This window comes from Rhizobium sp. PAMB 3182 (assembly GCF_052908355.1).
Genome location: NZ_CM128607.1, coordinates 4,015,756 through 4,042,559, shown reverse-complemented (window position 1 = coordinate 4,042,559; position 26,804 = coordinate 4,015,756). Strand labels below are relative to the sequence as shown.

The 26,804-nt window shown below is 62.4% G+C and carries 27 protein-coding genes; 11 read left to right on the top strand and 16 right to left on the bottom strand.

The features are described 5' to 3' along the window. Positions 1-29: 29 nt before the first annotated feature. Positions 30-533: an arsenate reductase ArsC gene (locus ACU5AZ_RS19350; RefSeq protein WP_446823943.1), complete on the bottom strand. Its 504-nt coding sequence runs from the start codon at positions 531-533 to the stop codon at positions 30-32. A gap of 12 nt (positions 534-545) precedes the next feature. After that, positions 546-881, bottom strand: coding sequence for an ArsR/SmtB family transcription factor (locus ACU5AZ_RS19345; protein ID WP_446823942.1), 336 nt, complete (start codon positions 879-881; stop codon positions 546-548). 171 nt (positions 882-1,052) lie between these two features. Here ACU5AZ_RS19345 and fumC point away from each other — a divergent pair, with 171 nt between their 5' ends. Next, positions 1,053-2,453 carry a class II fumarate hydratase gene (fumC, locus tag ACU5AZ_RS19340; protein WP_446823941.1) on the top strand — a complete coding sequence of 467 codons (1,401 nt, stop codon included), beginning with the start codon at positions 1,053-1,055 and terminating at the stop codon, positions 2,451-2,453. Positions 2,454-2,462: 9 nt separating this feature from the next. Here fumC and ACU5AZ_RS19335 read toward each other — a convergent pair whose 3' ends face one another. Together ACU5AZ_RS19335 and ACU5AZ_RS19330 are read right to left on the bottom strand one after the other, a co-directional pair. Beyond that, the gene (locus tag ACU5AZ_RS19335) at positions 2,463-2,756 is read right to left on the bottom strand and encodes a type II toxin-antitoxin system RelE/ParE family toxin (protein WP_446823940.1); all 294 of its coding nucleotides are present in this window, start codon (positions 2,754-2,756) and stop codon (positions 2,463-2,465) included. Further along, a complete protein-coding gene (locus ACU5AZ_RS19330; protein WP_446823939.1) occupies positions 2,756-3,019 on the bottom strand; it encodes a type II toxin-antitoxin system ParD family antitoxin in 264 nt (87 codons plus the stop codon). Before ACU5AZ_RS19330 ends, ACU5AZ_RS19335 begins: the two co-directional genes overlap by 1 nt. 187 nt (positions 3,020-3,206) lie before the next feature. On the opposite strand from ACU5AZ_RS19330, the gene ACU5AZ_RS19325 reads away from it, so the two are divergent. Then, positions 3,207-4,814, top strand: a complete 1,608-nt coding sequence (locus ACU5AZ_RS19325; RefSeq protein WP_446823938.1) for a fumarate hydratase — start codon at positions 3,207-3,209, stop codon at positions 4,812-4,814. Between the two features lie 232 nt (positions 4,815-5,046). Further along, the gene (locus ACU5AZ_RS19320; protein ID WP_446823937.1) at positions 5,047-6,114 is read left to right on the top strand and encodes a GGDEF domain-containing protein; all 1,068 of its coding nucleotides are present in this window, start codon (positions 5,047-5,049) and stop codon (positions 6,112-6,114) included. A gap of 93 nt (positions 6,115-6,207) precedes the next feature. Here the strand turns inward: ACU5AZ_RS19320 and ACU5AZ_RS19315 are convergent, their stop codons facing one another. Both ACU5AZ_RS19315 and ACU5AZ_RS19310 read right to left on the bottom strand, forming a co-directional pair. Next, positions 6,208-6,825: a pyridoxamine 5'-phosphate oxidase family protein gene (locus ACU5AZ_RS19315; protein WP_446823936.1), complete on the bottom strand. Its 618-nt coding sequence runs from the start codon at positions 6,823-6,825 to the stop codon at positions 6,208-6,210. A gap of 74 nt (positions 6,826-6,899) precedes the next feature. Then, the gene (locus tag ACU5AZ_RS19310) at positions 6,900-7,802 is read right to left on the bottom strand and encodes an alpha/beta hydrolase (RefSeq protein WP_446823935.1); all 903 of its coding nucleotides are present in this window, start codon (positions 7,800-7,802) and stop codon (positions 6,900-6,902) included. Positions 7,803-7,850: 48 nt separating this feature from the next. Here ACU5AZ_RS19310 and ACU5AZ_RS19305 point away from each other — a divergent pair, with 48 nt between their 5' ends. Then, a complete protein-coding gene (locus tag ACU5AZ_RS19305; RefSeq protein WP_446823934.1) occupies positions 7,851-8,318 on the top strand; it encodes a MarR family winged helix-turn-helix transcriptional regulator in 468 nt (155 codons plus the stop codon). Positions 8,319-8,421: 103 nt separating this feature from the next. Here ACU5AZ_RS19305 and ACU5AZ_RS19300 read toward each other — a convergent pair whose 3' ends face one another. From ACU5AZ_RS19300 to ACU5AZ_RS19280, 5 genes are all read right to left on the bottom strand, one after another. Next, positions 8,422-8,673, bottom strand: a complete 252-nt coding sequence (locus ACU5AZ_RS19300; RefSeq protein ID WP_446823933.1) for a DUF1127 domain-containing protein — start codon at positions 8,671-8,673, stop codon at positions 8,422-8,424. A gap of 377 nt (positions 8,674-9,050) precedes the next feature. Continuing rightward, complete coding sequence (locus ACU5AZ_RS19295) at positions 9,051-9,536, bottom strand: hypothetical protein (RefSeq protein WP_446823932.1); 486 nt, start codon at positions 9,534-9,536, stop codon at positions 9,051-9,053. Continuing rightward, positions 9,533-10,351 (bottom strand): glutamate racemase, encoded by an 819-nt coding sequence (murI, locus tag ACU5AZ_RS19290; RefSeq protein ID WP_446823931.1) that lies wholly within the window; start codon positions 10,349-10,351, stop codon positions 9,533-9,535. Before murI ends, ACU5AZ_RS19295 begins: the two co-directional genes overlap by 4 nt. A 9-nt stretch (positions 10,352-10,360) precedes the next feature. Beyond that, positions 10,361-12,340, bottom strand: a complete 1,980-nt coding sequence (locus ACU5AZ_RS19285; RefSeq protein WP_446823930.1) for an FUSC family protein — start codon at positions 12,338-12,340, stop codon at positions 10,361-10,363. A 61-nt stretch (positions 12,341-12,401) separates the two neighbouring features. After that, positions 12,402-13,217, bottom strand: a complete 816-nt coding sequence (locus ACU5AZ_RS19280; RefSeq protein ID WP_446823929.1) for an RNA methyltransferase — start codon at positions 13,215-13,217, stop codon at positions 12,402-12,404. A 65-nt stretch (positions 13,218-13,282) separates the two neighbouring features. On the opposite strand from ACU5AZ_RS19280, the gene ACU5AZ_RS19275 reads away from it, so the two are divergent. After that, entirely contained in the window at positions 13,283-13,558 is a 276-nt protein-coding gene (locus tag ACU5AZ_RS19275) for a hypothetical protein (protein WP_446823928.1), read from the top strand. Between the two features lie 92 nt (positions 13,559-13,650). Here ACU5AZ_RS19275 and ACU5AZ_RS19270 read toward each other — a convergent pair whose 3' ends face one another. Both ACU5AZ_RS19270 and ACU5AZ_RS19265 read right to left on the bottom strand, forming a co-directional pair. After that, a complete protein-coding gene (locus tag ACU5AZ_RS19270; RefSeq protein WP_446823927.1) occupies positions 13,651-14,385 on the bottom strand; it encodes a class I SAM-dependent methyltransferase in 735 nt (244 codons plus the stop codon). Between the two features lie 39 nt (positions 14,386-14,424). Further along, positions 14,425-15,057, bottom strand: a complete 633-nt coding sequence (locus ACU5AZ_RS19265; RefSeq protein WP_446823926.1) for a hypothetical protein — start codon at positions 15,055-15,057, stop codon at positions 14,425-14,427. A gap of 81 nt (positions 15,058-15,138) precedes the next feature. Here ACU5AZ_RS19265 and ACU5AZ_RS19260 point away from each other — a divergent pair, with 81 nt between their 5' ends. The 4 genes from ACU5AZ_RS19260 to ACU5AZ_RS19245 all read left to right on the top strand — a co-directional run bounded on the left by ACU5AZ_RS19260 (position 15,139) and on the right by ACU5AZ_RS19245 (position 19,164). Continuing rightward, complete coding sequence (locus ACU5AZ_RS19260; RefSeq protein ID WP_446823925.1) at positions 15,139-15,303, top strand: hypothetical protein; 165 nt, start codon at positions 15,139-15,141, stop codon at positions 15,301-15,303. Positions 15,304-15,363: 60 nt separating this feature from the next. Beyond that, positions 15,364-16,578 carry an NADP-dependent isocitrate dehydrogenase gene (locus tag ACU5AZ_RS19255; RefSeq protein ID WP_446823924.1) on the top strand — a complete coding sequence of 405 codons (1,215 nt, stop codon included), beginning with the start codon at positions 15,364-15,366 and terminating at the stop codon, positions 16,576-16,578. A gap of 121 nt (positions 16,579-16,699) precedes the next feature. Next, positions 16,700-17,326 (top strand): glutathione S-transferase family protein, encoded by a 627-nt coding sequence (locus tag ACU5AZ_RS19250; RefSeq protein WP_446823923.1) that lies wholly within the window; start codon positions 16,700-16,702, stop codon positions 17,324-17,326. Between the two features lie 158 nt (positions 17,327-17,484). Continuing rightward, positions 17,485-19,164 carry a SulP family inorganic anion transporter gene (locus tag ACU5AZ_RS19245; RefSeq protein WP_446823922.1) on the top strand — a complete coding sequence of 560 codons (1,680 nt, stop codon included), beginning with the start codon at positions 17,485-17,487 and terminating at the stop codon, positions 19,162-19,164. Here the strand turns inward: ACU5AZ_RS19245 and ACU5AZ_RS19240 are convergent. The 3 genes from ACU5AZ_RS19240 to recA form a co-directional block, all read right to left on the bottom strand. Further along, positions 19,130-20,383: a GGDEF domain-containing protein gene (locus ACU5AZ_RS19240; protein WP_446823921.1), complete on the bottom strand. Its 1,254-nt coding sequence runs from the start codon at positions 20,381-20,383 to the stop codon at positions 19,130-19,132. The genes ACU5AZ_RS19245 and ACU5AZ_RS19240 overlap by 35 nt on opposite strands. A 327-nt stretch (positions 20,384-20,710) precedes the next feature. Beyond that, the gene (gene alaS / locus ACU5AZ_RS19235; protein WP_446823920.1) at positions 20,711-23,374 is read right to left on the bottom strand and encodes an alanine--tRNA ligase; all 2,664 of its coding nucleotides are present in this window, start codon (positions 23,372-23,374) and stop codon (positions 20,711-20,713) included. Between the two features lie 209 nt (positions 23,375-23,583). Further along, positions 23,584-24,669, bottom strand: a complete 1,086-nt coding sequence (recA, locus tag ACU5AZ_RS19230; protein WP_446823919.1) for a recombinase RecA — start codon at positions 24,667-24,669, stop codon at positions 23,584-23,586. Positions 24,670-24,900: 231 nt separating this feature from the next. On the opposite strand from recA, the gene ACU5AZ_RS19225 reads away from it, so the two are divergent. Together ACU5AZ_RS19225 and ACU5AZ_RS19220 are read left to right on the top strand one after the other, a co-directional pair. Then, positions 24,901-25,845 carry a carbohydrate kinase family protein gene (locus tag ACU5AZ_RS19225; protein ID WP_446823918.1) on the top strand — a complete coding sequence of 315 codons (945 nt, stop codon included), beginning with the start codon at positions 24,901-24,903 and terminating at the stop codon, positions 25,843-25,845. 29 nt (positions 25,846-25,874) lie between these two features. Beyond that, entirely contained in the window at positions 25,875-26,798 is a 924-nt protein-coding gene (locus ACU5AZ_RS19220) for a pseudouridine-5'-phosphate glycosidase (protein WP_446823917.1), read from the top strand. Positions 26,799-26,804: the final 6 nt, after the last annotated feature.

Here is a 26,804-nt window from a genome sequence, read left to right as displayed (position 1 = left end):
CGAATTATCCGTGTGGAGAATACCGACGCTCAATGTACGGCTTCCTGACTGCCAATAGAATCTATGTGCTTCTGCAGGGACAGACGGTCCAGATCCGCAAGGGGCAGATTGACGAAAATCGAAATTCGATTGTTCAGCATGCGGTATGTCTCCGCGAATGCCAGCCCCTTCTGACTGTCGTTGCCCTCGACCGCGGCGGGGTCGGGTACGCCCCAGTGCGCGGTCATCGGCTGTCCGGGCCAGACCGGACAACTTTCTCCCTTCGCATTATCGCAAACCGTGAAGACGAAATCCATCTGGGGCGCATCCGGTCCGGCAAACTCGTCCCAGCTCTTGGACCGGAGACCGGAGACATCGTAGTGCAGCGACCTCAAAAGCTCGACGGCATGGGGATTGACTTCGCCCTTGGGGTAGGAACCGGCCGAATAGCCGATGAACTTGCCCGCCCCTGCGCGGTTCATGCAGGCCTCAGCGATAATCGAGCGCGCCGAATTTCCGGTGCACAGAAACAGGACATTGTAGATCTTCCCCATGGGCCTCTCTCCTCAGCAACCGCATGCTTTCAACTGATCGAACACTGGTGCGCAAAGATTGCTGTCCCCGCCGCAGCAATCCTCGAGCAGAAATGAAACCAGGCCTGCCATCGTCTCCATGTCCGCCCGATAGCGAATATACCGCCCTTGCCGCTCGCTAGCGATCAGCCCGGCCTGCATCAGCACCGACAAGTTGGCCGACAACGTATTCGGCAACACCTGCAGCCGCTTCGCAATATCGCCCGCGACCAGCCCGCTACCGCCGACTGTGACCAACAGACGGAAGATTCCGAGCCTTTGTTCATGACCGAGCGCCGATAGCGCGACGAGCGCCTTGTTTATTTCCATATTTCCAGAAATCACGAAATTATGAGAACTTCAAATGAAATTTTGATGACAGGGCGACTTCGTACGCCGACCCTACCCAGACAAAACGCCCGACGATTTCCAATGTGGCAATTCCAATATTCGGCAGCCTGCCCTATATGTTCCCACAAAACATGACACGGAGAGTCAGCTATGAGCACGGACAAGACCACCAGGACGGAAACCGACACCTTTGGACCGATCGAGGTTGACGCGAGCCGCTACTGGGGTGCCCAGGCCGAGCGCTCGCGCGGCAATTTCAGGATCGGCTGGGAGAAGCAGCCGCCGGCCATCGTCCGGGCGCTCGGCGTGGTCAAGCAGGCGGCGGCACTCACCAACATGGAACTGGGCCAGCTCGACAAGGATCTGGGCAAGGTGATTGTCACGGCGGCACAGGAAGTGATCGACGGCAAGCTCGATGACCACTTTCCGCTCGTCGTCTGGCAGACGGGATCGGGCACGCAATCCAACATGAACGCCAACGAGGTCATCTCCAACCGGGCGATCGAAATGCTGGGCGGCGAGATGGGTTCGAAGAAGCCGATCCACCCGAACGACCATGTCAATATGAGCCAGTCGTCGAACGACACCTATCCGACGGCCATGCATATCGCCTGCGCCGAGGAAACGGTCCGCCATCTCATCCCGGCGCTGCAGCACCTGCACGACGCGCTCGACGCGAAAGCCAAGGCCTTCACCGATATCATCAAGATCGGCCGCACCCACACGCAGGATGCCACCCCCCTCACCCTTGGCCAGGAGTTCTCCGGCTACGCGGCCCAGGTCGCCTCGTCGATCAAGCGGATCAAGGTGACGCTTCCCGGCCTCTACGAACTCGCCCAGGGCGGCACCGCCGTCGGCACCGGGCTGAATGCACCGGTCGGTTTCGCCGAGAAGGTTGCCGACCACATCGCCAAGATCACCGGCCTGCCCTTCGTCACCGCACCCAACAAGTTCGAAGCGCTGGCCGCCCACGACGCCATGGTTTTCGCGCACGGAGCGATCAACGCGGCGGCTGCCGCCTGCTTCAAGATCGCCAACGACATCCGTTTCCTCGGCTCCGGCCCGCGCTCCGGTCTCGGCGAACTGGCCCTGCCGGAAAACGAGCCGGGTTCGTCGATCATGCCGGGCAAGGTCAACCCGACCCAGTGCGAAGCGATGACGCAGGTCTGCGCCCACATCTTCGGCAACAACGCCGCGCTGACCTTCGCCGGCAGCCAGGGCCATTTCGAGCTGAACGTCTTCAATCCGATGATGGCCTACAACTTCCTGCAGTCGGTCCAGCTTCTGGCCGATGCCGCCGTCTCGTTCACCGACAATTGCGTCACCGGCATCGAGGCGCGCGAGGACAACATCAAGGCCGGGCTCGAACGCTCGCTGATGCTGGTCACCGCACTCGCCCCGAAGATCGGCTACGACAACGCCGCCAAGATCGCCAAGACGGCGCACAAGAACGGCACGACGCTGAAGGAGGAGGCGCTGGCAAGCGGACTGGTCTCGGCGGAAGACTACGACGCCATCGTCCGGCCGGAGCTGATGATCGGGCCGAAGTGAGGGACGGGTTCAGACATCGTCGAAAATAGCATAGATGTCGCGAGAACCGTGGAGAACACGCTCGATGCGAACGGCATCTTTCGTCAAAGAATAGAAAATGAGGTATCGGCGAAAAGGAACAGACCGCAATTCCGACGACAGTTCGGGACGCGGTCTGCCTGCCTCCGGTGCGTCGGCAATACGCTCACATCGCATTCGCAGCTCCGTGATGAATCGTATCGCCGCAGTTGGGTTTTCCGCGTAAATGTAGTCGCCAACCTCCTCGACATCCTGGACGGCCGCCGGAGCAAAGGAGACCAGCATTACCGGTCGCCGCCGCTTCCGCCGTATTTGGCCTCAAGCCTTGCGAACACCTCATCGGCAGGAATGGCAGGCCCGCTCTCGATCCCAGTCCGAATTTCGGCGCGCAACGCCTCCAGGCTTGCTTGACGCCGCTCCTCCCGCTCCTCCCAAAGCCTGAGGGCATCGCGGACGACCTCACTATTGGAGGCATAGGCGCCGGATTTCACCGCGCCCTGCAGCCGCAGTATCTGCTGCGCCGAAAGAGAGATGGTGAGGGTTTTCATTGGTTCGTTCTTCATGAGGATGATGATAGTCGAACTAACAAGAACTAACAATATTTGTTGGCACCCGTCTTACTCTCGCCCGCCCCACGCTCGGACGATCCCGCGTTCGAAACAATTGCATTTGCGCGATGCAGCGCATAGAGAAAGCGGGATTTTTTCCGCTTTCTCGGCTTGAAAGGCATTGCATATGGCTGACGACCTTTTTCCGCTTGGCAAGGACGAAACCCCTTACCGCAAGCTCTCCTCCGACTATGTTTCGGTCGACACCTTCAAGGGTCAGGATATCCTGACGGTCGAACCCGAGGGCATGCGGCTGCTCGCCGAGGCCGCTTTCGCCGACATCAACCACCTGCTGCGCCCGGCGCATCTCAAGCAGCTTGCCTCGATCCTCGAGGATCCGGAAGCCACCGACAATGACCGTTTCGTCGCCTACGACCTGCTGAAGAACGCCAATATCGCCGCCGGCGGCGTCCTGCCCATGTGCCAGGATACCGGCACCGCCATCATCATGGGCAAGAAAGGCCGTCGCGTGTGGACCGAAGGCGGCGACTATTCGGCGCTCGCCAAGGGTGTGCTCGACGCCTACGAGCACAAGAACCTGCGCTACTCCCAGCTCGCGCCGATCAAGATGTTCGAGGAGAAGAACACCAAGAACAACCTGCCGGCACAGATCGACATCTACGAGGAAGGCACCGACGCTTACGACTTTCTGTTTGTCGCCAAGGGCGGCGGCTCGGCCAACAAGACCTTTCTCTACCAGGGAACGCCCTCGCTGCTCACCCATGACCGGATGATAGACTTCCTTAAGGAGAAGATCCTCACGCTAGGAACGGCAGCCTGTCCCCCCTACCATCTGGCGATCGTCATTGGCGGTACGTCGGCCGAGATGAACCTGAAGACGGTGAAGCTCGCCTCCACCAAGTATCTCGACAATCTGCCGATGGAAGGTTCGGAGAGCGGCCACGCATTCCGCGACGTCGAGATGGAGAAGGAAATCCACAAGCTCACCCAGCAGATGGGCGTCGGCGCCCAGTTCGGCGGCAAGTATTTCTGTCATGACGTCCGCGTCATCCGCCTGCCGCGTCACGGGGCATCGCTGCCGATCGGGCTCGGGGTCTCCTGTTCCGCCGACCGCCAGGCCAAGGGCAAGATCACCCGGGACGGCATCTTCCTCGAGGCGCTGGAAACCGATCCGTCGAAATACATGCCGGAGGTAGACGAAGCCGCCCTCTCCTCCTCGGTGGTGAAGATCGACCTGAACCAGCCGATGAGCGCCATCCTTGCCGAGCTGTCAAAGCATCCGGTCAAGACGCGGCTGTCGCTGTCCGGCACGATCATCGTCGCCCGCGACCTGGCCCATTCGAAGATCCGCGAGCGCCTGGAAAAGGGCGAAGGCATGCCGGAGTACATGAAGAACCACCCGGTCTACTATGCCGGCCCGGCCAAGACGCCTGAAGGCATGCCGTCCGGCTCGTTCGGACCGACAACGGCAGGCCGCATGGACTCTTACGTCGACCAGTTCCAGTCGTTTGGCGGCTCCATGGTCATGCTCGCCAAGGGCAATCGCTCGCGCCAGGTGCGCGAAGCCTGCAAGACGCATGGCGGCTTCTATCTCGGCTCGATCGGCGGGCCGGCCGCGCGCCTTGCCCAGGACTGCATCAGGAAGGTGGACGTTCTGGAGTATCCGGAACTCGGCATGGAAGCGGTCTGGAAGATCGAAGTGGAAGACTTCCCCGCCTTCATCGTCATCGACGACAAGGGCAACGACTTCTTCCAGGAACTGAACCTCGGTTAGTATAAAACCCAAAAATGATCGCGGCGACCGAGGACACGGTCGCCGCGCCCTTTTCGGAACAACGAATAAAATCGTTTCAGATCAATTGTTTATTTTTAAGCATATAATCGGTTGACGCACAGGAACGTCTATAAGCAATAGATCACATATTGCTGATTTAATCCTTTCCAAAGAATTCCTGCCTATGCTGCACCAATAATTGCATAGCTGAATTCTTTCTTCGGAGCCTGTCATGAGTGGCCTACCAGCCTCTAAGGCGCAAGTGCCTGATATCGCGGGGCAAGTCACCTACGCCATGCGGACAATGGGCGTCGCGCCCATTCCCAGGAACTACGAACTCTTCTACGAAGCCTATATCGGCTCCAATCCGACTCTGACGAAGGAACTCGCGAGCCTCGGCGGCAAGGCGACCCAGGCGGAACTCGATTCCATCGGCGAGCGCTACTTCGCCACCCATCAGCCGCGTGTCGTCGACAGTGCCCACAACCGCATTCTCGGAGAGCTGGATTCGGTAATGCGCCTCCTGAAGCAGGAGCAGACCTCGCTCGAAAGCTACAGCAAGCTGCTCGGCGAGACCTACAGCCGCATCTCGACCAAGAACACCTCGAGCGCCGACCTGCTGCGCAACGCCATACAGCTTCTGAGCGACGCAACCGGCAACACGATGGCCCACGGCGCCAAGACGGTGGAGAGCGTCGCTGTAAAGTCCCAGGAGATGGATCAGGTCCGCCAGGAACTCGACGAATACAAGCGCATCGCCAACACCGATTCGCTGACCCGCCTGAGCAACCGGCGAGCCTTCGACGAAAAGCTGGCCTCGATCTACAACAGCCCGCTGGGCCGCAGCAATGTCGGCCTCGTCATCGCCGACATCGATCATTTCAAGCGTGTCAACGACACCTATGGCCACCCGGTCGGCGACAAGATCCTGGCGACCGTCGCCAACGTCATCAAGGCGAACCTCCGCCGCGACGTCTTCGTCGCCCGCACCGGCGGCGAGGAATTCGCCCTGATCATTGACGGGACGAGCGAAGAAGAGCTGGTCAACATCTGCGAGCGCATCCGCATGTCGCTCGAACGCACACCGTTCAAGAATTCCAAGACGGGTGTGAATTACGGCCCGATCACCATGTCGCTGGGCTCCTGCCTTGCCGCCCAGGCGGACGATCCGGGCGATCTCTACAACAAGTGCGATATCGCGCTTTACTGCGCCAAGAATGCCGGCCGCAACAAGTCGGCTCACTTCGAGGACGGCATGAAGAAGGAATTCCAGAAGGGCTGGCTGATCTACAAGCGGTAGCAGCAGCACAGAACACCGAGATTGGAAGCGCCCCTCGCGGGCGCTTCTTGCGTTTGGAGCCCCAGTATCCGGCTGCGCTTGAGAGTGGCCGCGTTACCACATGGTCTTGCGGGCGCGCTCCGGCCATTCGCGGTCGTAGCTATCCTTGTCGAAACCAGCCTTTGCCGCCTTGATCATCGCCCCTGCGCTTGGCAAAGCGCTCACGTCATGGAACCGCTCCGGGTTCCACAGATCCGCCCGCATGACAGCGCGGGCACACTGGAAATAGACTTCACCGATCGTTATCACCACCACCGTCCGTGGCCGCTTTCCATCGATCTCGAAGCGTTCGACGACCGCAGGTTCGGTCGTGATGACGGCATGGCCGTTGACCCGCATGACGGTTGCCGAACCGGGGATCAGGAACATCAGCGACACGCGCGGATCGCGCACGATGTTGCGCAGCGAATCGATCCGGTTGTTGCCGCGCCAGTCCGGCAGAAGAAGCGTCCGGTCGTCTTCGATGGTGACCACGCCATCCGGCTCGCCGCGCGGCGAACAGTCGAGCCCCTCCGGGCCGACAGTCGCCAGAGCCATGAAGGGCGAGGCTTCGATCAGTTGGCGGTATTCCGTGGTCAGATACGATGTGACCTTCGCCACGGACGCCTCCGCAAGCCCCGACAATCCGCCGTAGATGGCCTCAAGCGCTTCGATCGACGTAATGGTGGACACGGTGATGGAGCCTCCGACGGGTTGCAGAGCGATATCCGTTGCTATCACAATGATCGGCCAAGGCAAATGCGCTGCTACGCCACAGCACTGTCTTGCGCATGGCTGAGGAAGGCCGACACCTCGGCAATGACGCCAGCATCGCTGATGATCCGGCGATGCCCGAGGCCATTCGCCCAGTAGAGCCGCACGTCGCCGCCGCTATTGGCATAGCGCACCGCATGAGAAGCCGCGACCTCCTTGTCGTCCTCGGCATGCACCGTCAGCACCGGGATCGACAGCCGGTCCATGCCGGCGGCGATGTCGAAAGCCTCGATGCCGACGCCGACCACATGCCGCACATGATCCATCATATGGCCGAGCCCCCTGCGGGAAAGGCCGGTCATCCCGGCAAACCGCCGGAAGACGCCCGCCATCTCGCTCGGCGAGGCGATCGTCACGATCCGTCCGGGTATCACCGGCGGGATGGACGGAATGATGCCGCCGGCAGCCACCATCAGCGCCGCGCCGCCGAAGGAATGACCGACGGCACTGTCGAACGGACCGTATTGATCCGCCGCTGCGGCGATCGCCTGCACCGCCTTCATCATGTTGAAGCGCTTGCCCGAAGATCGGCCGTGACCGGGGAAATCGAGGACGATCACCTCGAAGCCCAGCTTTGCGATGGCCGCAGACAGGGGCGCCATATACTCCGCCCGCGATCCCCAGCCATGAACGACCAGCACGCGCGGCGCGTCCGCGGCATGAGCGCGGAACCGGTAGCCTGCCACCCTGTCCGGGCCCGCCACGAAACTGATCTTTTCCGCCGGCGAAAACAGGGCCTCGCCCGCCTGGAATACCTGCCTCGCCCGGTCCCCCTTCGGCTGCCGCGCCGGGGTACGGCTGAAGAGCTCGAAGGCCAGCCGTCCGGCCAGCCTCGGCGAAACCTTTTCGGTCGCATGCAGCGCCAGGCGGGTGACCTTCAGCGAAAACGATGCCATAGTTGAGATATCCAATTAATGTTCAATTATGAACAATAAAGTACAACGATGAACGAAAATCAATCCCTACCCTGGGATCATCCACGGTTTCGCAGCTGGATCGCCGTCGGAAGGGCCTGCCAGCTCATGCAACAGGTTCTCACCCGCGCCCTGGCGGACCTAGACATCAAGCCGCCGCATCTCGACATTCTCGCCAATCTCTACCGGCACGACGGACTGACCCAGCAAGAACTTGCCCGCAAGCTTCTCGTCGGCCGTTCCAACATGAGCATGCTGCTGCCGCAGATGGAAAAGCGCGGCCTGATCGCGCGCAAGGGCGATCCGCGCGACAAGCGGGTGCTACGCCTCAGCCTGACAGAGCACGGCCGCGAGACAGCGGAGAAAGCGCTGAAGATTCAGACGGAAGTCATCGACAGGACGTTGTCGCCGACGCCCATCGAGCAATGCCTGCAACTGGCCGAAGTGATGGAAGAAACCTTCCACAGGCTTCAGAAGATGGAAGACCAGTTCGACTGAACCATGGCCGGGCGGCCGGCCGTCACAGCACTTGCACGCCCGAAGGCCTTCCTCCGCGAGAACACAAAGCCCCGGACCGCGTCTGCGGCCCGGGGCATGGGTGTTACCACCTGACATCCCACACGCTCAACGGAACGTGCCCGTTGAGACGAGTGGGTCCGCGCGGTTCGGCGGGCAGGCCGATGTCGCGCCGGAGACGATCGTCAAGATGCGCCTCCCTCAGCTTGACGACGGTCTGGCGACGCCGATGCAGCGCCTTGGCGAATGCAGCGAGCATCTGCCACACGCCGTGCTTGTTGAACATGTCATCCAGTGCGAAAGCGAGGCTGTCCGCACGAACAGTTTGCTGTTCCATAACGTTACCTTTTGCACCGGCCCGACTTTAGACGGACCGATCCCTTGTTGAGGTTGGAGTTTTGGACCGATCGCCGGAAATGAGGACGCAATTGTCCCCTGTGGCGAAACGTCATTCAGGTTTTAGGAGGGTGCCCCGTAAGGCGATCACATGCGGGTGAGATAACCCACAATGCCCACGACGATTCCGGCTGGGAAGAAGCCACGTCGCGAGGCGCCAACACCGAGGCGTGTCGTAGAAAAAGCATGAAACATCTTACGCCTCCTTTTGAGGTTGGTGTTGGATGGTGGCAGGATACATGAGGACCGCCGTTGCACAAACCACTTTTTCCCGCATCACGCGCAGGAGCTCAACCTGTGGTTTTTCTGCCACATGATCTATTGCGACAGCCTGGCCAGAAGAGCCAGCCGGGCCAGATCTTTCTCACGGCCGAACTGTCGGCACATGTCGATGATCTCGGCAATCGAGGGGACGTAAAGCATGCCGCCCGCGTGGGACACGACAATCCTGTCGCGCGGCTCCACAGGCGTCCATCCACCCACGGTCATCACCTCGAAACCGCCCATGACTTCGGCTTCGCGTGCAGCGAGCGGCTTTCGCAGGAACACCTCCGAACGAAACCGAGGATGCGGCGGCATCGCGAGAGGCTCGATATTCCAAAGCGTCGAAAGACGGCGCGCATCGTCGGCGCTGACAAGGATGTCGATATCGTTCGGATCGATGCCCTCTACCCCATGCAGCGCCATGGCGGCACTGCCGATGATCCACCAGCGCCCTTCGAAACCCGACATTGCTTCGACCAGCCGGGACAGATCGAGCGCCAGATCCGCGGGAACGGTGGCGATCTGTGGCGCGCCGCTCAAGCCGGCGCCACTTTCAGGCCGAAGCCCTGCATCAGCCGAATGGTCGAAAAATCTGGGTTGCCGGAGGTAAAATAGGCGCTGTCCCTGGCTTCCCCTGCCCCGCCGGCCGCCAGTTCCGGAACCACGCGGCGCACCTGGCGCGCGATCGCCTCCGCCGGATCGAGCCAGTCCACCGGCCAGGGCGCGAGCTTGCGAAACACGTTCGCCATGAAGGGATAATGGGTGCAGGCGAGCACGACGATATCGGTCCGACGACCGTCCTTGTCGAGGAAGCACTGGCTGATCTCGGCCAGGACGGCGTCGTTGTCGACGGGATCCCGGCGGATATAGGCCTCCGCCATGGCGGCCAGGTTGACCGAACCGACGAGCCGGACATGACACTGACTGGCGAAGGACTGGATGAGGTCGCGCGTGTAGGCGCGCTTCACGGTGCCCGGCGTCGCCAGCACGGAAACGAGGCCGGAGCGCGTCCGCTCGGCCGCCGGCTTGATCGCCGGCACCGTGCCGACGAAGGTCATGGCCGGAAATGCGGCCCTGAGCGCCGCGCCCGCCAGCGTGAAGGCGGTATTGCAGGCAATCACGCAAGCAACCGGATCATAGGTCGCGATCAGATTGGCAAACAGGGTCAGAATGCGCTCCGTCAGCGCCGCCTCTTCCCAGTTTCCGTATGGGAAACCGGCGTCGTCGGCGACATAGACGAATCGGCGCTCCGGGATCAGCACGCGCGCCTCGCGCAGGACCGTCAGCCCGCCGATCCCCGAATCGAACACCAGAACCGGCCGGTCGCCCCCATCACTCTGCGCATTCAAAACCATTGCCGCCCGTCACCCCGCCATGGAAGGAGCATCGGCATCGGGGTAGAAGCGCGTGAGCGTCGCCTCCAGCATGCCGAGACTGTCGCTTATCTTCCGCCTGTCGAAATTGGCAGCATCAAGGCGCGCGGCGGTGCGAAGGCGTTCAAGATAGAAACAATCCGCCTTTCGCTCCGCCAGACCTTCGATCTCCTGCAACAGGTCGTCGATCAGCGCCAGAAGCGGTGCGCCCTTCTCGACATGGCCGACCGAGACGTTGCGCGCGAACAGCCGTGCCCAATAGGTCGCCGCGCGGTGCAGTCCGAGCGTCTGGCGCACATGGCCGGGCCGGACCACCAGCTGCCACGGCGCGCCAAGCGGACGGGCCGCCGTCACCAGGTTGCCATAAGCCTCGTCCAGCCGGTGCGACAGGTCGATCAGCTCGCCACCGCGCTCCTCAGACCGCGTCGCCTCCAGCAAGGACTTCAATGCCGCATACCAGCGCGCTTCCGCCTGGTTGAGCGTCGCCCGGGTACGCGTCGGAAAGACCGTCGCCGACACCAGGATGCCCGCGATTGAGCCGATCAGCGTCTCCTCGACGCGCAGCCACATCAGGTCGAGGGTCAGAACGCCCATCAGCGCATAGGCCAGCGCGATCACGATCGAGATGAAGAAGGTCATCCGGCCGTAGGAAACCGGCAGATTGTAGAAAGCGAGGAAGATGCTGGCGAGCGCCAGCAAGGCGATGATCAGCGGATGCGCGCCGAAGGCATAGGCGAGAACGAGCCCGGCGACGATGCCGACCGGTGTGCCGACTGCGCGCTGCACCGCCTTCATCGCCGTATCGCCACGCGACTGCGTGTTGATGAACACGAGAAAGGCGGAGAGCACCGCCCAGAACCAGCGTTCGCGCGACAGGGCCAGTCCCGCCGCCATGGCGATGGCTGCCGCAAGCGTGATCTGGATGGCCGTCCGGACAGCCGGATGCTTCAGGTTAAGCCGCACCGGGCCGGAACCGCCGGTGACCGGCGACGCCGGTGCAAGGGCGGAGATCCTCGCCGCCTGCTGCAACACGTTCGAGCGCGCATCCGCCAGCCATGCGATGGTTGCCGCGCTCTGCTCCGCCTCGGTGCCGGAAGGCTCGGTTTTGCCGTCGCCGGTTTCGACGCCGTCCCTGTTGAGTGCAGCCCGCAGTATGCCGCGTGGCGGCAGCGCCTTCTGCGCCGCGACGATCGCGCTTTCGGCTGCGAGCTGCAGCTCGATCAACCCGACCCGCAGATCGACGACATCGCCGTTCTCTCCACCCTCGTCCGGGCCAAGCGCGCCTATGGCGGACAGCACTGTGCCCTTCAGCCGCTGCGCCTGCATGCGCAGCGTATCGCTGTCGGCCTTGGTCAACTCTCCACCGCGCGCCGATGCCTCTTCCAGCGTGACGAGAATTTCCTCGCAGCGATGCAGCGTCGCCCTCACCGCCCCGCGCATGCTGGCCACCGGATTTTCACGGATGACGGCGAAGCGCACCGTCTGGGAAACGCCTGCCGAAATCGCGATGCCAACGATCGCCCAGGGGACGTCGGCAATGGACGGATGGAAATAGGCGGCCATGAAATAGGCCATGAAGGCGTACATGCCGACGGCGTTCCAGCGCGGCCCGAAGGCACGCGCGACGCAGGCGACGAAGATGACGGCCAGAAAGGCAAGATCGGACATCAGGCGATCGGCCTCCAGCAGCGTGGCAAGCGTCACCGAAAGCCCGGCCGCGAGGACGCCAGCGGCGCGGGTCAGGAACTGCGCACGGCCGGACGTCTCCCGCACCGTCAGGATGCCCTGCACCGAGAGGATGATGCCGAGCCCATAGGCGGCGACCGGCAGCGTGTGCAGATGAGCGGAGAACAGGTAGATGAGCCCGAGCGACAGGCAAACGCTGACGACGACGCGGCTGCCAAGGCGAAGCCGCATCAGCGTGGGGTCCCCGGCAAGAAGCAAGTTTCTCAAACGCAGGCGTTCGAGCATCAGTGGCGGCTCCATTTTACCCTGGGATGGAATAGACCCGGCTGAGGACCGTCAAGGCCGCTCAACCCTCGTTTTCGTCGTCGAAGGTTTCGGGTGGGGCTTTTCCCCGGGGGTTTTTACGGCTGTAGCGGTCGAATGTGGCAAATACACCGCGCATCACGCTGATCTCCTGGCCGGTGAAGGCCCGACGCGACAGCACGGCACGCAGGTTCTCGATCATCCGCGGCTTCTTGGGTTCCGGACGGAAATAGCCGCGCGCATCGAGTGCCTCCTCCACCTGTCCGAAGAGCCCGAACAGCTCCTCCTTCGTCGCGGGGCGCTGCGCGACGGCGCCAAAAGGCGTGTCTCCCAGGTCGTCCATGCCGGACTTCATCCATTCATAGGACATCAGCAGCACCGCCTGGGCGATGTTGAGCGATGCAAACGCCGGATTGACCGGAAACGTGACGATTTCGTCGGCCAGCGCCACCTCCTCGTTCGTCAGCCCCCAGCGCTCGCGTCCAAAGAGGATGCCGGTGCGTTCGCCCGCTGAAAAGCGCCCCCGCAAGGTCGTGGCGGCCGTCACCGGCGAACGCACGGGCTTGAACCCGTCGCGCTCGCGCGCCGTCGTCGCGTAGACGAAATTGAGGTCGGCGATTGCATCCTCCAGCGTGTCGAACACCGTGGTGGCTTCGATCACGTGATCGGCCTTGGACGCAGCCGATCGCGCCTTTTCCGATGGCCAGCCGTCACGCGGATTGACCAGGCGAAGCTCCGCCAGCCCGAAATTCGCCATGGCGCGCGCCACCATGCCGATGTTTTCGCCAAGCTGCGGCTCGACGAGAATGATCGCCGGGCCTTCGGCCAGAAGTTCGCGTTCGCTGTTGGTGCCTGCCATGGGATGCCTTCGGTCTTTGCAAAATCCGGCGTCTCACTGGCACAAAACGACCGGGAAATCAAAGCGTGTCGGCTGCGATGCTATTTGAAATAGCCATAATGCTGCTGCGCCATTCCGATAAACAAACCACCGATTATGAAGGCATCTCCTACCAGAAGGATAAGGAAGTCTCCCGGCGTCTCAAATCGACGCCATTGAAAGCGTCCCGTCCGGAAAAGGCGTGCGATATGAAGAAGCGCACACAGCCCACAGCCAATAAAAAAGGTATAACTCAAAGGCGGCGGCAGCATTTTCTTCTCCCGATTGCAGAGTACGGGAAAGACGTCAACATAAGCGAGTAAACAAATTCCTGCACATTTGTATCGGAGATTTCGTCACACCTCCTGTGCACTCCCACTGCCCGCCACATTCATGCCCTCGAAAGACTGAGCCGCTAGAGCGCGCTTGCCGCGACGAACACCATCTCCTCATGGCGCGTAGCATCGAAGGCCTCGCCCGAAAAGTCACCCTGCAGTGACTTCATCACAAGGCCGCAAGATGCCATCTCCGCCTGTATCGCCTCCGGAGAGAAGAAGCGCAGGCGGCTCGTCGACACCGTCTCGCGATCCGGAAAGATGTAGCGAGTCTCGAAATCGACGAACCCGTTGCCGGACGACAGGATGCGCCTCGAAACGGTGATCGGGCCCGCCTTCGTCTCCAGCAAGTGATCGTGGTTCCAGCGGGTCGGCCAGTCGATCGCCGGATTGCGAGTCTCGAAGACCACCCGGCCCCCATCGGCAAGATGCAGGCGCATCGTCGCAAACAGCGCCCGCACCGCCTCTTCCGTGAGAAACACCTGAAACGCATTGCCGGTCATGACGATGAGATCGAAACGCTCCTCCGAGCGAAACGTCTCGGCGTTCGAACACACCCATTCGATCGCCTCGCCATGCGGTTCCCGCCGGCCGATCTCGATCATCGGCAGCGCCGGGTCGACCGCCGTGACGCGATGCCCGCGCGCCGCATAGGCACGGCTCAAGAGACCGGTGCCGCAACCGAGATCGAGAACCCGGATGGGCGTCACGCCGGCAAGATCGAGGAAATACTGGCGATCCGCGCCCCAGCCGCTGTCGAGATCGTAAAGCGCGGCGAGCGCCGGATCGCTGTAGTGCCTGTCCACCTCTGCCATGTCGCCTGCCCTTCGCGTCCTTCGTCACCCAGCGGTGACCTAGTGCTGCTGCGCGAGATAGTCCTGCATGATCTTCTTCAACGAATCCTGCTCTTCGTCGCCGCGCTTGACGACGATGTCGTCGATCACCGGCTTGCCGTTTTCCTCGATCACCCGGAAATGCGTCTGTGTGACGGATTTCGAATCGCCGTCGTCTCCGAAGCAGCTTTCCGCCTTGAAGCTGGCGACGACATCATAGACACCGTCCTTTTCGCCGGCGAGCTTCACGTCCACATCCTTCAGCGGGCAGAAATCCTGGGCGCCGATCACCGGTTCGTAGTCGATGAAGGGCTCGTCCTTCTCCGCCGCGGTCTTCGAACCCTCGCGATAGAGCTTGGCGATCCCGGCACTGAAATCACGGTCGAGCCATTCGTCGGAGAGGTAGTCGATATAGGGAATGTCGGAATCCTCATCGCCGCCGTCGGTCGCCTGCGCGTCGCTGTTTGCGCCCTCAGCGGACTGGTCGTCGATCCCGGTGTCGCCATCTTCGCCGGTAGCGCCATCCGGGCCGGCATTGGTGACGACCGCCTGCATGACTTCCTTGACCGGCACGAGCGGATCGACGCCGGCCTGCGCGACGGTCGAGGACAGCAGCGAAGCAAGAAAAAGGGCGCAAAGGGATCTGGTTTTCATCAGTCTGACCTTCCTGAAAAGGCCGTGCCGGACGACATATCCGGCGACGCGGCGCGATCGACCGTCGATTAGCAGTTTTTCATGACGATCCCTATCGGCCAGAAAGCCGCGGACGGCAAAAAATCACCGGCCGTTGCAGCACTGCACGCGGCCCCGGCGGCCGGCGCGAAAATTGCCGTCGACAGCGTGATTTTCTCGCACTTTCGCCGCTCCTTATCTTTGCCTTGCCGCGTCACAATGCTATAGGCGACCGGATTTCATTCTTCCGGGCGTTGCGCCCCATTGAGCGAACAAGAAGAGGCATTCATGGAAAAGATCAAGGTAGCAAACCCTGTCGTCGATCTCGACGGCGACGAGATGACCCGCATCATCTGGCAGTTCATCAAGGACAAGCTGATCCTCCCCTACCTTGATCTCGAGATCGAATACTACGACCTCTCGGTCGAAAACCGCGACGCCACCGACGACCAGGTGACCGTTGATGCCGCCAACGCCATCAAGAAGCACGGCGTCGGCGTCAAGTGCGCGACCATCACGCCGGACGAAGCCCGCGTCGAGGAATTCGGCCTGAAGAAGATGTGGAAGTCGCCGAACGGCACCATCCGCAACATTCTCGGCGGCGTCATCTTCCGCGAACCGATCATCATGAAGAACGTTCCACGCCTGGTTCCGGGCTGGACCAAGCCGATCATCGTCGGCCGTCACGCCTTCGGCGACCAGTACCGCGCCACCGATTTCAAGTTCCCGGGCAAGGGCAAGCTGTCGATCAAGTTCGTCGGCGACGACGGCCAGACGATCGAGCATGACGTCTTCGACGCCCCCTCCTCCGGCGTCGCCATGGCCATGTACAACCTCGACGACTCGATCAAGGATTTCGCCCGCGCATCGTTCAACTACGCCCTGCAGCGCGGCGTTCCCTGCTACCTGTCGACCAAGAACACCATCCTCAAGGCCTATGACGGCCGCTTCAAGGACCTGTTCCAGGAAGTCTTCGACGCCGAGTTCAAGGACAAGTTCGAGGCCGCCAAGCTGTGGTACGAACACCGCCTGATCGACGACATGGTCGCTTCCGCTCTGAAGTGGTCCGGCGGCTATGTCTGGGCCTGCAAGAACTATGACGGCGACGTGCAGTCCGACATCGTGGCCCAGGGCTTCGGCTCGCTCGGCCTGATGACCTCGGTCCTGATGACGCCGGATGGCCAGACGGTCGAAGCCGAAGCCGCCCACGGCACGGTGACCCGTCACTACCGCCAGCACCAGAAGGGCCAGGAAACCTCGACCAACTCGATCGCCTCGATCTTTGCCTGGACCCGTGGCCTCGCCCACCGCGCCAAGCTCGACGACAACGCGGCGCTTGCCAAGTTCTCCGACACGCTGGAAAAGGTCTGCATCGAAACCGTCGAGTCCGGCTTCATGACCAAGGACCTGGCGCTGTTGATCGGCCCCGATCAGCCTTGGCTCTCGACCACCGCCTTCCTCGACAAGATCGACGAGAACCTCAAGAAGGCCATGGCGGCCTGATCCGGCTAACCATCGACTTTGACGGAAACCCGGCCTCGCGCCGGGTTTTCTTTTTTCGTCACCGGCTTTTCATCCATGGGCAAAGACGGCAAAGTCTCCCGAAAACGGACGGGAGGCCGACATGTCACAGATCATCTTCTACACGAACCCAATGTCGCGCGGCCGAATCGCGCGCTGGATGCTGGAGGAAGCCGGCGTTCCTTACAAAGCCCGGATCATCCCCTTCGGACCGCCGATGAAGACGGACGCCTACAGGGCAGTCAATCCGATGGGCAAGGTGCCGTCCATCCTGCACGGCGACGCCGTCGTCACCGAATGCGCGGCAATCTGCGCCTATCTCGCCGATGCCTATCCGGAGGCGGGCCTCGCACCCCGCCCGCACGAGCGCGCCGCCTACTACCGCTGGCTGTTCTTCGCGGCCGGACCGCTGGAAGCCGCTGTCACCAATCGGTCGCTGGCCGTCGAAATCCCTTCCGAGCGCCGCGGCATGGTCGGCTACGGCAGCTACGAAGCGGTAATGGACACGCTGGAAGCGGCCGTCTCCGCACATCCCTTCATCGCGGGAGATCGCTTCACCGCGGCCGACGTCTATGTCGGCTCGCATATCAGCTGGGGGCTGAAATTCGGCTCGATGGACGACCGGCCCACCTTCCGCGACTATCATGCACGGCTCTCCGCGCGACCGGCATACCAGCGCGCCGAGGCGCTGGACAACGAAGCGGCGGCCGAACTTCAGAGGAATGGCTGAGGCTCTGGATTGCCACGGCGATCAGAGATCCCTCCAGCGCGATGATCGAATAGCTCACCCGGAAGGAGCCCTCTTCTTATTCGCGAGACTCTGGTGCATCATCGGTCATCTTTCATTGGCCGATGTCCCGACCAATCCTTCAGGACCGAAGTTTAGCCATGACCGACCGCCTGGTTCCAAAACTCGTCACTGTACTGCAGGAAGGATATTCCTCCGCGCGCTTCAAGCAGGATGCGCTGTCGGGGCTGACAGTGGCGATCGTTGCCCTGCCCTTGTCGATGGCGATCGCGATCGCCTCCGGCGTCACCCCGGATCGGGGCCTGTTCACGGCGATCATCGGCGGCTTCTTCGTCTCGGCACTCGGTGGCAGCCGTCACCAGATTGGTGGACCGGCCGGCGCCTTCATCGTTCTGGTCGCGGCGACCGTCAACCAGTTCGGCATTGACGGCTTGTTGCTGGCTACAGCGCTTTCCGGCCTGATGATGATGGCTGCCGGCTGGCTCAGGCTCGGCAACTACATCAAGTTCATCCCCTATCCGGTCACCGTCGGCTTTACCGCCGGTATCGGCGTCATCATCTTTTCCAGCCAGATCAAGGATCTGCTGGGACTGACGCTCACCGCGCCCGAGCCTGGTCCCATCATTCCCAAATACCAGCAGCTCATCGCATCGCTTCCGACATTGAACCCGTCGGCGCTCGCCATTTCGGCCGGAACGATCCTGCTGATCCTCGCCGTCAAGCGGCTGCGCCCCAACTGGCCGAACATGCTGATCGCCGTGGCGCTCGCATCGCTCGCCGCCGCCCTCCTGTCGCTACCGGTCGAAACCATAGGCAGCCGCTTCGGTGGCATTCCCCGCACCCTGCCCGCACCGAGCCTCCCGGAAATCAGCCTCGACAAGGTGCTGGCCGTCCTGCCGAGCGCCTTCTCCTTCACGCTTCTCGGCTCGATCGAGTCGCTGCTCTCCGCCGTCGTCGCCGACGGCATGACCGGGCGCCGCCACCGCTCGAACATGGAACTGGTCGCCCAAGGCGTCGCCAACATCGCCTCGCCGCTCTTCGGCGGCATCTGCGTGACCGGCACCATCGCCCGCACGGCGACGAATGTGCGCGCCGGCGCCACCAGCCCGTTTTCCGGCATGATGCACTCGCTGTTCCTGCTTGTCTTCATGCTCGTCGCAGCCCCGCTCGCCGCCTACATTCCGCTGGCAGCACTTGCCGGCCTGCTGGCGGTCGTTTCCTACAACATGATCGAGAAGCACGCCTTTGCCGCGCTCATCCGCTCCTCCCGCGGCGACGCCATGGTGCTGATCGTCACGCTGGCGCTCGTCATCTTCCGCGATCTGACGGAGGGCATCATCGGCGGCTTCGCGCTCGGTGCCATGCTGTTCATCAATCGCATGAGCAAGGCAATCGTCGTCAGCGAGGCCGCGCGGCGCAATTTTGCGGTGGAGATGAGGGAAGAGGACAGCGAGAAGGAACGGCCGGTTGCCGCCGACGATCCGGATACCGTCGTCTACCACATCAACGGCGTCTTCTTCTTCGGCGCGGCGGCCACGGTCGGCTCGGTGCTGGACCGCATCGCCGACCAGCGTCGCAACTTCGTGCTCGACTGCTCGTCGGTGCCGTTCATCGATTCCACCGCCGCCAGTGTGATTGAAAGCTCCCTGCGCAAGGCCGCGCGCCACAACGTGACCTACATGATCTCCGGGGCAAGCTATGACACGGCGAAAATGCTGCGCGCCCACGGGGTCGCGGAGCCGCGCGTGGCGTTCTACAACACGGTGGAGGATGCCTTGAGCGCGATCAGGACGTCTCGACCAGACGATCCCGGCGAATAGCGGGCGTGCGACCCGGCTTTACAGGAGCACCGTCCACCTCGCCTGCGGCACGAAGCATCAAGGCGGGTTGATAGACGCAAAGCCGGTTGCGGCCCTGTCCCTTGGCCGAATAGAGCGCTAGGTCGGCCGCCGCGGCAAGACCGTCGAAAGCCATAAGACCGCTGGTGCTGGCGACGGCGCCGATGCTGACCGTCACAGCGGGAACGCCCGCCATGCACGACTGATCAAGCCGCTCGGTTTCTCGCCGGATGGTTTCCAGGACTTCGAGCGCATCCTGTTCCGTCAGCCCACCGATGAGCATTGCGAATTCCTCGCCACCGATCCGGCCAAACATGGACGACGGCGGCAAGTGGGCCATCAGGAGCTCGGCAAACCCCTTCAGAACCGCATCGCCGGCCAGATGGCCGTACTGGTCATTGATCGCCTTGAAATTGTCGAGGTCCATCAGAGCGAAGACGAAGGGTTGAGGCTTGCCCGCCAGATGCCGCTCCACGCGGCGGACAAAATAGCCGCGGTTGGGCGCGCCCGTCAGGCTGTCGGTTTCGGCGGCCCGCCGATATTTCGCCTCTGCCCTTTCCTTCACCAGGACGATGATCGCAATGGTCGTAAACAACACGTGTATGAAGGCTTCCAGGGTCAGGAATGCGAACCAGGGCGACCAGGCCGTGCCGAGATATTCGTCTGCGGGGCGGATATAGGCGAGCGGTATGCGGACCAGGTAGGTGACGGCGTGCGTCAAGAAAAACAGGCTGCAGACGAGCGCAGTCGGCAGCCCTTCCCTCTTCCATCCCTTCCAGCATTCGAAAGCGATCGGCAGCGTGTACCCCGACATCAGCAGGGCCATCAGCATGATACGGTTGTTGACGTCCGTTCTGATCCAGTCGAACCCGGCAAGACTGCCGAGCCAGATCAGCATGCCGATGAGGGCGAGCGGCCATTTTGACGTCTTGCCGAAAAACACCCGGAACCCCGACAAGAGAAATCCGTACGCCGCGACAGTCAGAGCGTTGCCGAAACCGACAGTCAGCCAGAACGGCCAGAAGGACCGGGAGGCCAGAAGGATCATCGCGCCCGTTCCAAGCCACATCGTCGCGGCCCACCAGCGCACTGCCGGCTCCTGCGGACGAAAAATGGCATGCATGGAAAAGCCGATGGCGACGAAGACCGTGATGATCGACGTACAGATCATCATCGTCGCGATATTGAGCAGATTTTCCAACGCGTCGCCTTCGAGCCGCTACGGCATACTCAGAATTGAGGCGTCCAATCCGCCGCAACCATCACCAAAATTGATCCTAAAACCATAGCCAAAAGAGATAAATCTTTGGCTAATCTGCAATGACAAATTGAACTGATCAAGGGCGTGGCAGCCTGAAATCGGGGACGCGCAGCGCTTGGACTTGTCACAAGTCAAGCCGGCGACCAGCCTCGAAACAAGACGGAATGACCTGCCTGTCCTGGCGCGGCAGCCGCGATCGACTTCAGAAAGAAAGGGCCGCCCTTGCCGGCGGCCCTTTGCAGGATATTCACTCCAGCGGTGGCAGCGTCAGCCGGCCAGCGCTTCGGCCACGGCCTCGATCGCCGCATCCGCCTTCGTCGCATCCGGACCGCCGGCCTGTGCCATGTCGGGACGACCGCCGCCCCCCTGACCGCCGAGTGCGGCAGACGCCACGCGCACCAGATCGACAGCGCTGAAACGCGCGGTCAGATCCGGCGTAACCGCGACGACGGCGCTTGCCTTGCCGTCTTCGGAAATGCCGATGAAGGTGACAACGCCCGAACCGAGGCCGGCCTTGCCGTCATCCGCCAGACCCTTGAGGTCGCGCGGTGCGACGCCGTTCAGAACCTTGCCGAGATACTTGATGCCGCCGACTTCGCGAACATCGTTTGCGCTGTCGCTCGAATTTCCGCCGCCAAGCGCCAGCTGCCGCTTGGCCTCGGCCAGCTCCTTCTCGAGCTTGCGGCGCTCGTCCATCATCGCGCCGACGCGCGACAGGACGTCCGCAGGCTGCACCTTCAGCGTCGCCGCGAGCGTCTTGACCCGCTCGTCCTGCTCGGCCAGATAGGCGCGCGCACCCTCGCCCGTCACCGCCTCGATGCGGCGAACGCCGGCGCCGACCGCGCTTTCGGAGAGAACCCGCACGAGACCGATCTCGCCGGTCGAGCCGACATGCGTGCCACCGCACAGTTCGACAGAATAAGGCCGATTGGCCTTGGCGCCGCGCACGCCGGTGCCCATCGACACGACGCGCACCTCGTCACCGTATTTTTCACCAAACAGCGCCATGGCGCCCTCGGCAATCGCATCGTCGACGCTCATCAGGCGCGTCGTGACTGGCGAGTTCTGCAGTATGATCTCGTTGGCCATATCCTCGACGACCTTCAGCTCCTCGGCCGACATGGGCTTGGGATGCGAGACGTCGAAGCGAAGCCGCTCGGGCGCGACCAGCGAGCCCTTCTGGGCCACGTGGGTGCCGAGCACCTCGCGCAGCGCCTCGTGCAGCAGATGGGTTGCCGAGTGGTTGGCGCGCAGGCGCGACCGGCGGGCGTGATCGACGGTCAGGACGACCTCCTCGCCGCTCTTGACCACGCCTTCGCTGACCGTGCCGTAATGGACGAAGACACCCTCGCCCTTCTTCTGCGTATCGGTCACAGTGATTGCAAAATCTTCGCCTGTGATGACGCCCGTGTCGCCCATCTGGCCGCCGGATTCACCGTAGAACGGCGTCTGGTTGACGACGACCTGGATTTCCTCGCCCGACTTCGCCTCATTGACGGCAGCGCCATCGCGGACGATCGCCTGGATTACGCCTTCGGCAGTCTCGGTGTCATAACCGAGGAATTCGGTCGCGCCGAACTTTTCCTTGAGCTCGAACCAGATGGTCTCGGTTGCCTTGTCGCCGGAGCCGGACCAGCTGGCGCGAGCCTCGGCCTTCTGCCGCTCCATGGCGTCGGTAAAGCCGGCGAGATCGACGCCGATGCCGCGTGCGCGCAACGCGTCCTGCGTCAGGTCCAGCGGGAATCCATAGGTGTCGTAGAGCTTGAAGGCGGTCTCGCCGTCGAGCATGCCGCCCTTGGAAAGGTCGGTCGTCGCGTCGTTGAGCAGCACAAGGCCGCGCTCGAGCGTCTTGCGGAAACGGGTCTCCTCGAGCTTCAGCGTCTCGGAAATCAGCGCCTCGGCGCGCACCAGTTCCGGATAGGCGCGGCCCATCTCCTGAACCAGCGTCGGCAGCAGCCGCCACATCAGCGGATCACGCGAACCGAGCAGTTCGGCGTGACGCATGGCGCGACGCATGATGCGGCGCAGCACGTAGCCACGGCCTTCGTTCGACGGCAGCACGCCGTCTGCGATCAGGAAGGCGGCTGAACGCAGGTGATCGGCAATGACCCGGTGGCTCGCGCGCTTGTCGCCCTCGGCCTTGACGCCGGTCGCTTCTTCGGACGCCGCAATCAGGGCCCGGAACAGGTCGATGTCATAATTGTCGTGCTTGCCCTGCAGGAGTGCGGCGATACGCTCAAGCCCCATGCCGGTGTCGATCGACGGGCGCGGCAGTTCGAGGCGCTCTTCCTTCGTCACCTGCTCGTACTGCATGAAGACGAGGTTCCAGATCTCGATGAAGCGGTCGCCGTCTTCTTCCGGGGAGCCGGGCGGCCCGCCCCAGATGTGGTCGCCGTGATCGTAGAAGATTTCCGAACAGGGGCCGCACGGGCCGGTATCGCCCATCGCCCAGAAATTGTCGCTGGTCGGGATGCGGATGATCTTTTCGTCCGGCAGGCCGGCGATCTTCTTCCACAAATCGAAGGCCTCGTCATCGGTGTGATAGACGGTAACCATCAGCCGGTTGCGGTCGATGCCGAATTCCTTGGTGATCAGGTTCCAGGCAAGCTCGATCGCGCGATCCTTGAAATAGTCGCCGAAGGAGAAGTTGCCGAGCATCTCGAAGAACGTATGGTGGCGCGCGGTGTAGCCGACATTGTCGAGGTCGTTGTGCTTGCCGCCGGCGCGCACGCATTTCTGCGCGGTCACGGCCGTCGAATAGGGACGGCTTTCCAGACCCGTGAAGACGTTCTTGAACTGCACCATGCCGGCATTGGTGAACATCAGCGTCGGATCGTTGCGCGGCACGAGCGGGCTGGAGGCAACCACCTCGTGTCCGTTCGTCTTGAAATAGTCGAGGAATGTCGACCGGATGTCGTTCACGCCGCTCATGCTTGACCCTTCACTGCCGCCCGCCGTCCGGCGGATTATTCAACAAAACCACTGGCTTTTATCCAACGCCCCCATGACTGTCCAGAACAAACGGAAACGGCTGCACATCGCCTTGATGTGCAGCCGTCAAAGCCATCGATCCCGGGGCTCACCCCGTCCGGATCGTCAGCGGACCGGCGAACGATTGCCCGCCAGGTCGCGTATCGGTCTCAGCCCTCGGCGGCGGCGTCGCCGTCGTCCTCGTCACCGCCCTTGTCCAGGAACTGCTCGGCGATCAGGCCGGCATTCTGGCGCAGCGCCATTTCGATTTCGGCCATCGTGTCGGGATTGTCGCGCAGGAACTGCTTGGCATTCTCACGACCCTGACCGAGACGCTGGCTGTTATAGGAGAACCAGGCGCCGGACTTCTCGACGATGCCCGCCTTGACGCCGAGATCGACCAGTTCGCCGGTCTTCGAAACGCCTTCGCCATACATGATGTCGAACTCGACCTGCTTAAAGGGCGGTGCCATCTTGTTCTTGACGACCTTGACGCGCGTCTGGTTGCCGACAACTTCGTCGCGGTCCTTGACGGAACCGATCCGGCGGATGTCGAGGCGAACCGACGCATAAAACTTGAGCGCGTTGCCGCCGGTCGTTGTTTCCGGCGAGCCGAACATGACGCCGATCTTCATGCGGATCTGGTTGATGAAGATGACCATGCAGTTCGAACGCGAGATCGAGGCGGTCAGCTTGCGCAGCGCCTGGCTCATCAGGCGGGCCTGCAGGCCCGGCAGGCTGTCGCCCATTTCACCTTCGATTTCCGCGCGCGGCGTCAGCGCGGCGACCGAGTCGATGACGAGAACGTCAAGCGCGCCGGAACGCACCAGCGTATCGGTGATTTCCAGAGCCTGTTCGCCGGTGTCCGGCTGCGAGATCAGAAGGTTCTGAAGATCGACGCCAAGCTTGCGGGCATAGATGGGATCGAGCGCATGCTCGGCGTCGATGAAGCCGCAAATGCCACCCTTCTTCTGGGCTTCCGCGATCGTCTGCAGCGCCAGGGTCGTCTTGCCGGAGCTTTCCGGTCCGAAAATCTCGATGATGCGTCCCTTCGGCAGACCACCGACGCCGAGCGCGATGTCGAGCCCGAGCGAGCCGGTCGGAATGGTTTCGATTTCGACGACGTTTTCATTGGAACCGAGCTTCATGATCGATCCCTTGCCGAACGACCGTTCGATCTGGGAAAGTGCAGCTTCCAGTGCCTTGCTTTTATCCACGGATTTGTCCTCTACGAGCCGCAAAGAATTTTGTGCCATTTGATCCACCTTTAGGTTATTGAAGCCGCACAGGCAATGAAGCCGTCGATGACGAATATGTACACATTTTGTTCTCGTTTCGCAAGACCCTTGCAAGCCGATGAAAGAAAATAACAATATGACATTTGTTCTCTTTTCGTTTTCGGGTGTGGAAACAAGAGCTTGCCGCATGCGGCCTCGCGCCTCCCAAAGCCCTGTTTTGTCCGAATCGCGCTCATCAGGCAGGCTCCCATGACCAAGAAAATCCTCGTCATCGGCGGCGCCCATATCGACCGGCGGGCGCGCATTTCGACTGCGACGGTGCCAGGCGCGTCCAATCCGGGCCGGTGGTTCACCGAACCCGGCGGCGGCGGCTTCAATGCCGCGCAGAATCTCGCCCGGCTGGGCCACGCCGTCACGCTCGTCTCGCCGCGTGGCGGCGATCAGGCCGGCGACATGGTTGCGGACGCAGCCAAACGGGCGGGTATCGACGACCGCCCCTTGACCTTTCTCGACAGGCAGACGCCGAGCTACACCGCGATCCTGGAGAAGGACGGCAATCTGGTGATCGGCATCGCCGACATGGAGCTCTACGCCCTCTTCTCGCCGCGCCGCCTTGCCATGCGCCAGATCCGGGACGCGATCGAAGCGGCCGACCTCATCCTGACCGACGGCAACATGCCCGCCGAAACGATCACCGCGCTCGCGGACGTGGCGGCGAAACGCGGCATCCCGCTTGCCGCGATCGCCATCTCGCCGGCCAAGGTCGTCCGCTTCCGTTCCGCGTTGCCGCGCCTCCACCTCCTCTTCATGAATGAGGCCGAGGCCGAAGCCATCGCGGGATCAAGGCCGCAAGAGCCCGCCGGTTGGCCGGACCTGCTGCGCCGCCAGGGATTGCGCGGCGCAGTCGTCACCCGCGGCCGGAGCGATGTCGTCGCCTTCCAGGACGAGACCGTCGCATTGCTCACGCCTCCGGTGCTCGCGGAAATAGCCGATGTCACCGGCGCCGGCGACGCCTTCGCCGCCGGCGTGATCGCGGCGACCCTCGACGGCGATAGATTGCCTCAAGCGTTGCGCACCGGTGCGGCTGCAGCAGTGATCACCCTTCAATCGCCTCTGGCCGCAGCCGAAAATCTCGGCCGTGCCACGCTCGACGCCACCTTGGCGCTTGTACCCGAACCCCGCCTTCTGGCATGAACAAGAAAACAAGTCTGATGGATCCGATTATGACCACACCCGCCCACAATTTCCCGATCACCTACTCGAAGGAAGTCGCCGACGCCAAGGCGCAGGGCCTGCCGATCGTCGCGCTCGAATCGACCATCATCACCCATGGCATGCCCTATCCGGGCAACCTGCAGATGGCGCGCAGCGTCGAGGCGATCATCCGCGCCGAGGGCGCGGTTCCGGCAACGATCGCGGTCATCGCCGGCAAGCTGCATGTCGGCCTGGAAGACACGGAACTCGAAGCGCTGTCGCAGACGACCGGCGCCATGAAGGTCTCGCGCGCCGACATTGCGTTTGCCATGTCGGAACGGCGCACCGGCGCCACCACGGTCGCGGCGACCATGATCGCCGCAGCCCGCGCCGGCATTCGGGTTTTCGCCACCGGCGGCATCGGCGGCGTGCATCGCGGTGCGGAGCTCAGCTTCGACATCTCCGCCGACCTCGAGGAGCTTGCCCGCACGGCTGTCATCGTCGTCTGCGCCGGTGCCAAGGCGATCCTCGACATTCCGAAGACGCTCGAAGTCCTCGAAACCCGCGGCGTGCCGGTCGTCACCTACGGCTCGCATGAATTCCCGGCCTTCTGGTCGCGCTCATCCGGCCTGCCGAGCCCGCTGATGCTGAACAGCCCTGAGGCGATCGCCCATTTCCAGAAGACCCGTGAAGCCATGGTTCTCGGCGGCGGCATGCTGATCGCCAACCCGGTGCCGGAAGAAGCCGAAATCCCGCGCAAGGAAATGGAAATCTACATCACCCGCGCGCTAGCCAATGCCGAGGATGCCGACATCAAGGGCAAGGAAGTCACACCCTTCCTGCTCTCCGACATCTACCGGCTGACCGACGGCCGCAGCCTGAAGACGAACATCGCGCTGGTCGAAAACAATGCCCGCCTCGCCGCCGGCATCGCCGTCGCCATGGCAGGCTGACAGTCA

Bases quoted from the DNA above. Each gene is read 5' to 3' on its own strand.
- ACU5AZ_RS19325 (WP_446823938.1), top strand. From the start codon at position 3,207: ATGGCTGACGACCTTTTTCCGCTTGGCAAGGACGAAACCCCTTACCGC.
- recA (WP_446823919.1), bottom strand. From the start codon at position 24,669: ATGGCACAAAATTCTTTGCGGCTCGTAGAGGACAAATCCGTGGATAAA.
- ACU5AZ_RS19250 (WP_446823923.1), top strand. From the start codon at position 16,700: ATGTCACAGATCATCTTCTACACGAACCCAATGTCGCGCGGCCGAATC.
- ACU5AZ_RS19335 (WP_446823940.1), bottom strand. From the start codon at position 2,756: ATGCTGGTCTCCTTTGCTCCGGCGGCCGTCCAGGATGTCGAGGAGGTT.
- alaS (WP_446823920.1), bottom strand. From the start codon at position 23,374: ATGAGCGGCGTGAACGACATCCGGTCGACATTCCTCGACTATTTCAAG.
- ACU5AZ_RS19310 (WP_446823935.1), bottom strand. From the start codon at position 7,802: ATGGCATCGTTTTCGCTGAAGGTCACCCGCCTGGCGCTGCATGCGACC.
- ACU5AZ_RS19255 (WP_446823924.1), top strand. From the start codon at position 15,364: ATGGAAAAGATCAAGGTAGCAAACCCTGTCGTCGATCTCGACGGCGAC.
- ACU5AZ_RS19280 (WP_446823929.1), bottom strand. From the start codon at position 13,217: ATGGCAGGCACCAACAGCGAACGCGAACTTCTGGCCGAAGGCCCGGCG.
- ACU5AZ_RS19265 (WP_446823926.1), bottom strand. From the start codon at position 15,057: ATGAAAACCAGATCCCTTTGCGCCCTTTTTCTTGCTTCGCTGCTGTCC.
- fumC (WP_446823941.1), top strand. From the start codon at position 1,053: ATGAGCACGGACAAGACCACCAGGACGGAAACCGACACCTTTGGACCG.
- ACU5AZ_RS19245 (WP_446823922.1), top strand. From the start codon at position 17,485: ATGACCGACCGCCTGGTTCCAAAACTCGTCACTGTACTGCAGGAAGGA.
- ACU5AZ_RS19320 (WP_446823937.1), top strand. From the start codon at position 5,047: ATGAGTGGCCTACCAGCCTCTAAGGCGCAAGTGCCTGATATCGCGGGG.
- ACU5AZ_RS19305 (WP_446823934.1), top strand. From the start codon at position 7,851: ATGAACGAAAATCAATCCCTACCCTGGGATCATCCACGGTTTCGCAGC.
- ACU5AZ_RS19220 (WP_446823917.1), top strand. From the start codon at position 25,875: ATGACCACACCCGCCCACAATTTCCCGATCACCTACTCGAAGGAAGTC.
- ACU5AZ_RS19330 (WP_446823939.1), bottom strand. From the start codon at position 3,019: ATGAAAACCCTCACCATCTCTCTTTCGGCGCAGCAGATACTGCGGCTG.
- murI (WP_446823931.1), bottom strand. From the start codon at position 10,351: ATGGTTTTGAATGCGCAGAGTGATGGGGGCGACCGGCCGGTTCTGGTG.
- ACU5AZ_RS19270 (WP_446823927.1), bottom strand. From the start codon at position 14,385: ATGGCAGAGGTGGACAGGCACTACAGCGATCCGGCGCTCGCCGCGCTT.
- ACU5AZ_RS19345 (WP_446823942.1), bottom strand. From the start codon at position 881: ATGGAAATAAACAAGGCGCTCGTCGCGCTATCGGCGCTCGGTCATGAA.
- ACU5AZ_RS19285 (WP_446823930.1), bottom strand. From the start codon at position 12,340: ATGCTCGAACGCCTGCGTTTGAGAAACTTGCTTCTTGCCGGGGACCCC.
- ACU5AZ_RS19225 (WP_446823918.1), top strand. From the start codon at position 24,901: ATGACCAAGAAAATCCTCGTCATCGGCGGCGCCCATATCGACCGGCGG.
- ACU5AZ_RS19300 (WP_446823933.1), bottom strand. From the start codon at position 8,673: ATGGAACAGCAAACTGTTCGTGCGGACAGCCTCGCTTTCGCACTGGAT.
- ACU5AZ_RS19260 (WP_446823925.1), top strand. From the start codon at position 15,139: ATGACGATCCCTATCGGCCAGAAAGCCGCGGACGGCAAAAAATCACCG.
- ACU5AZ_RS19350 (WP_446823943.1), bottom strand. From the start codon at position 533: ATGGGGAAGATCTACAATGTCCTGTTTCTGTGCACCGGAAATTCGGCG.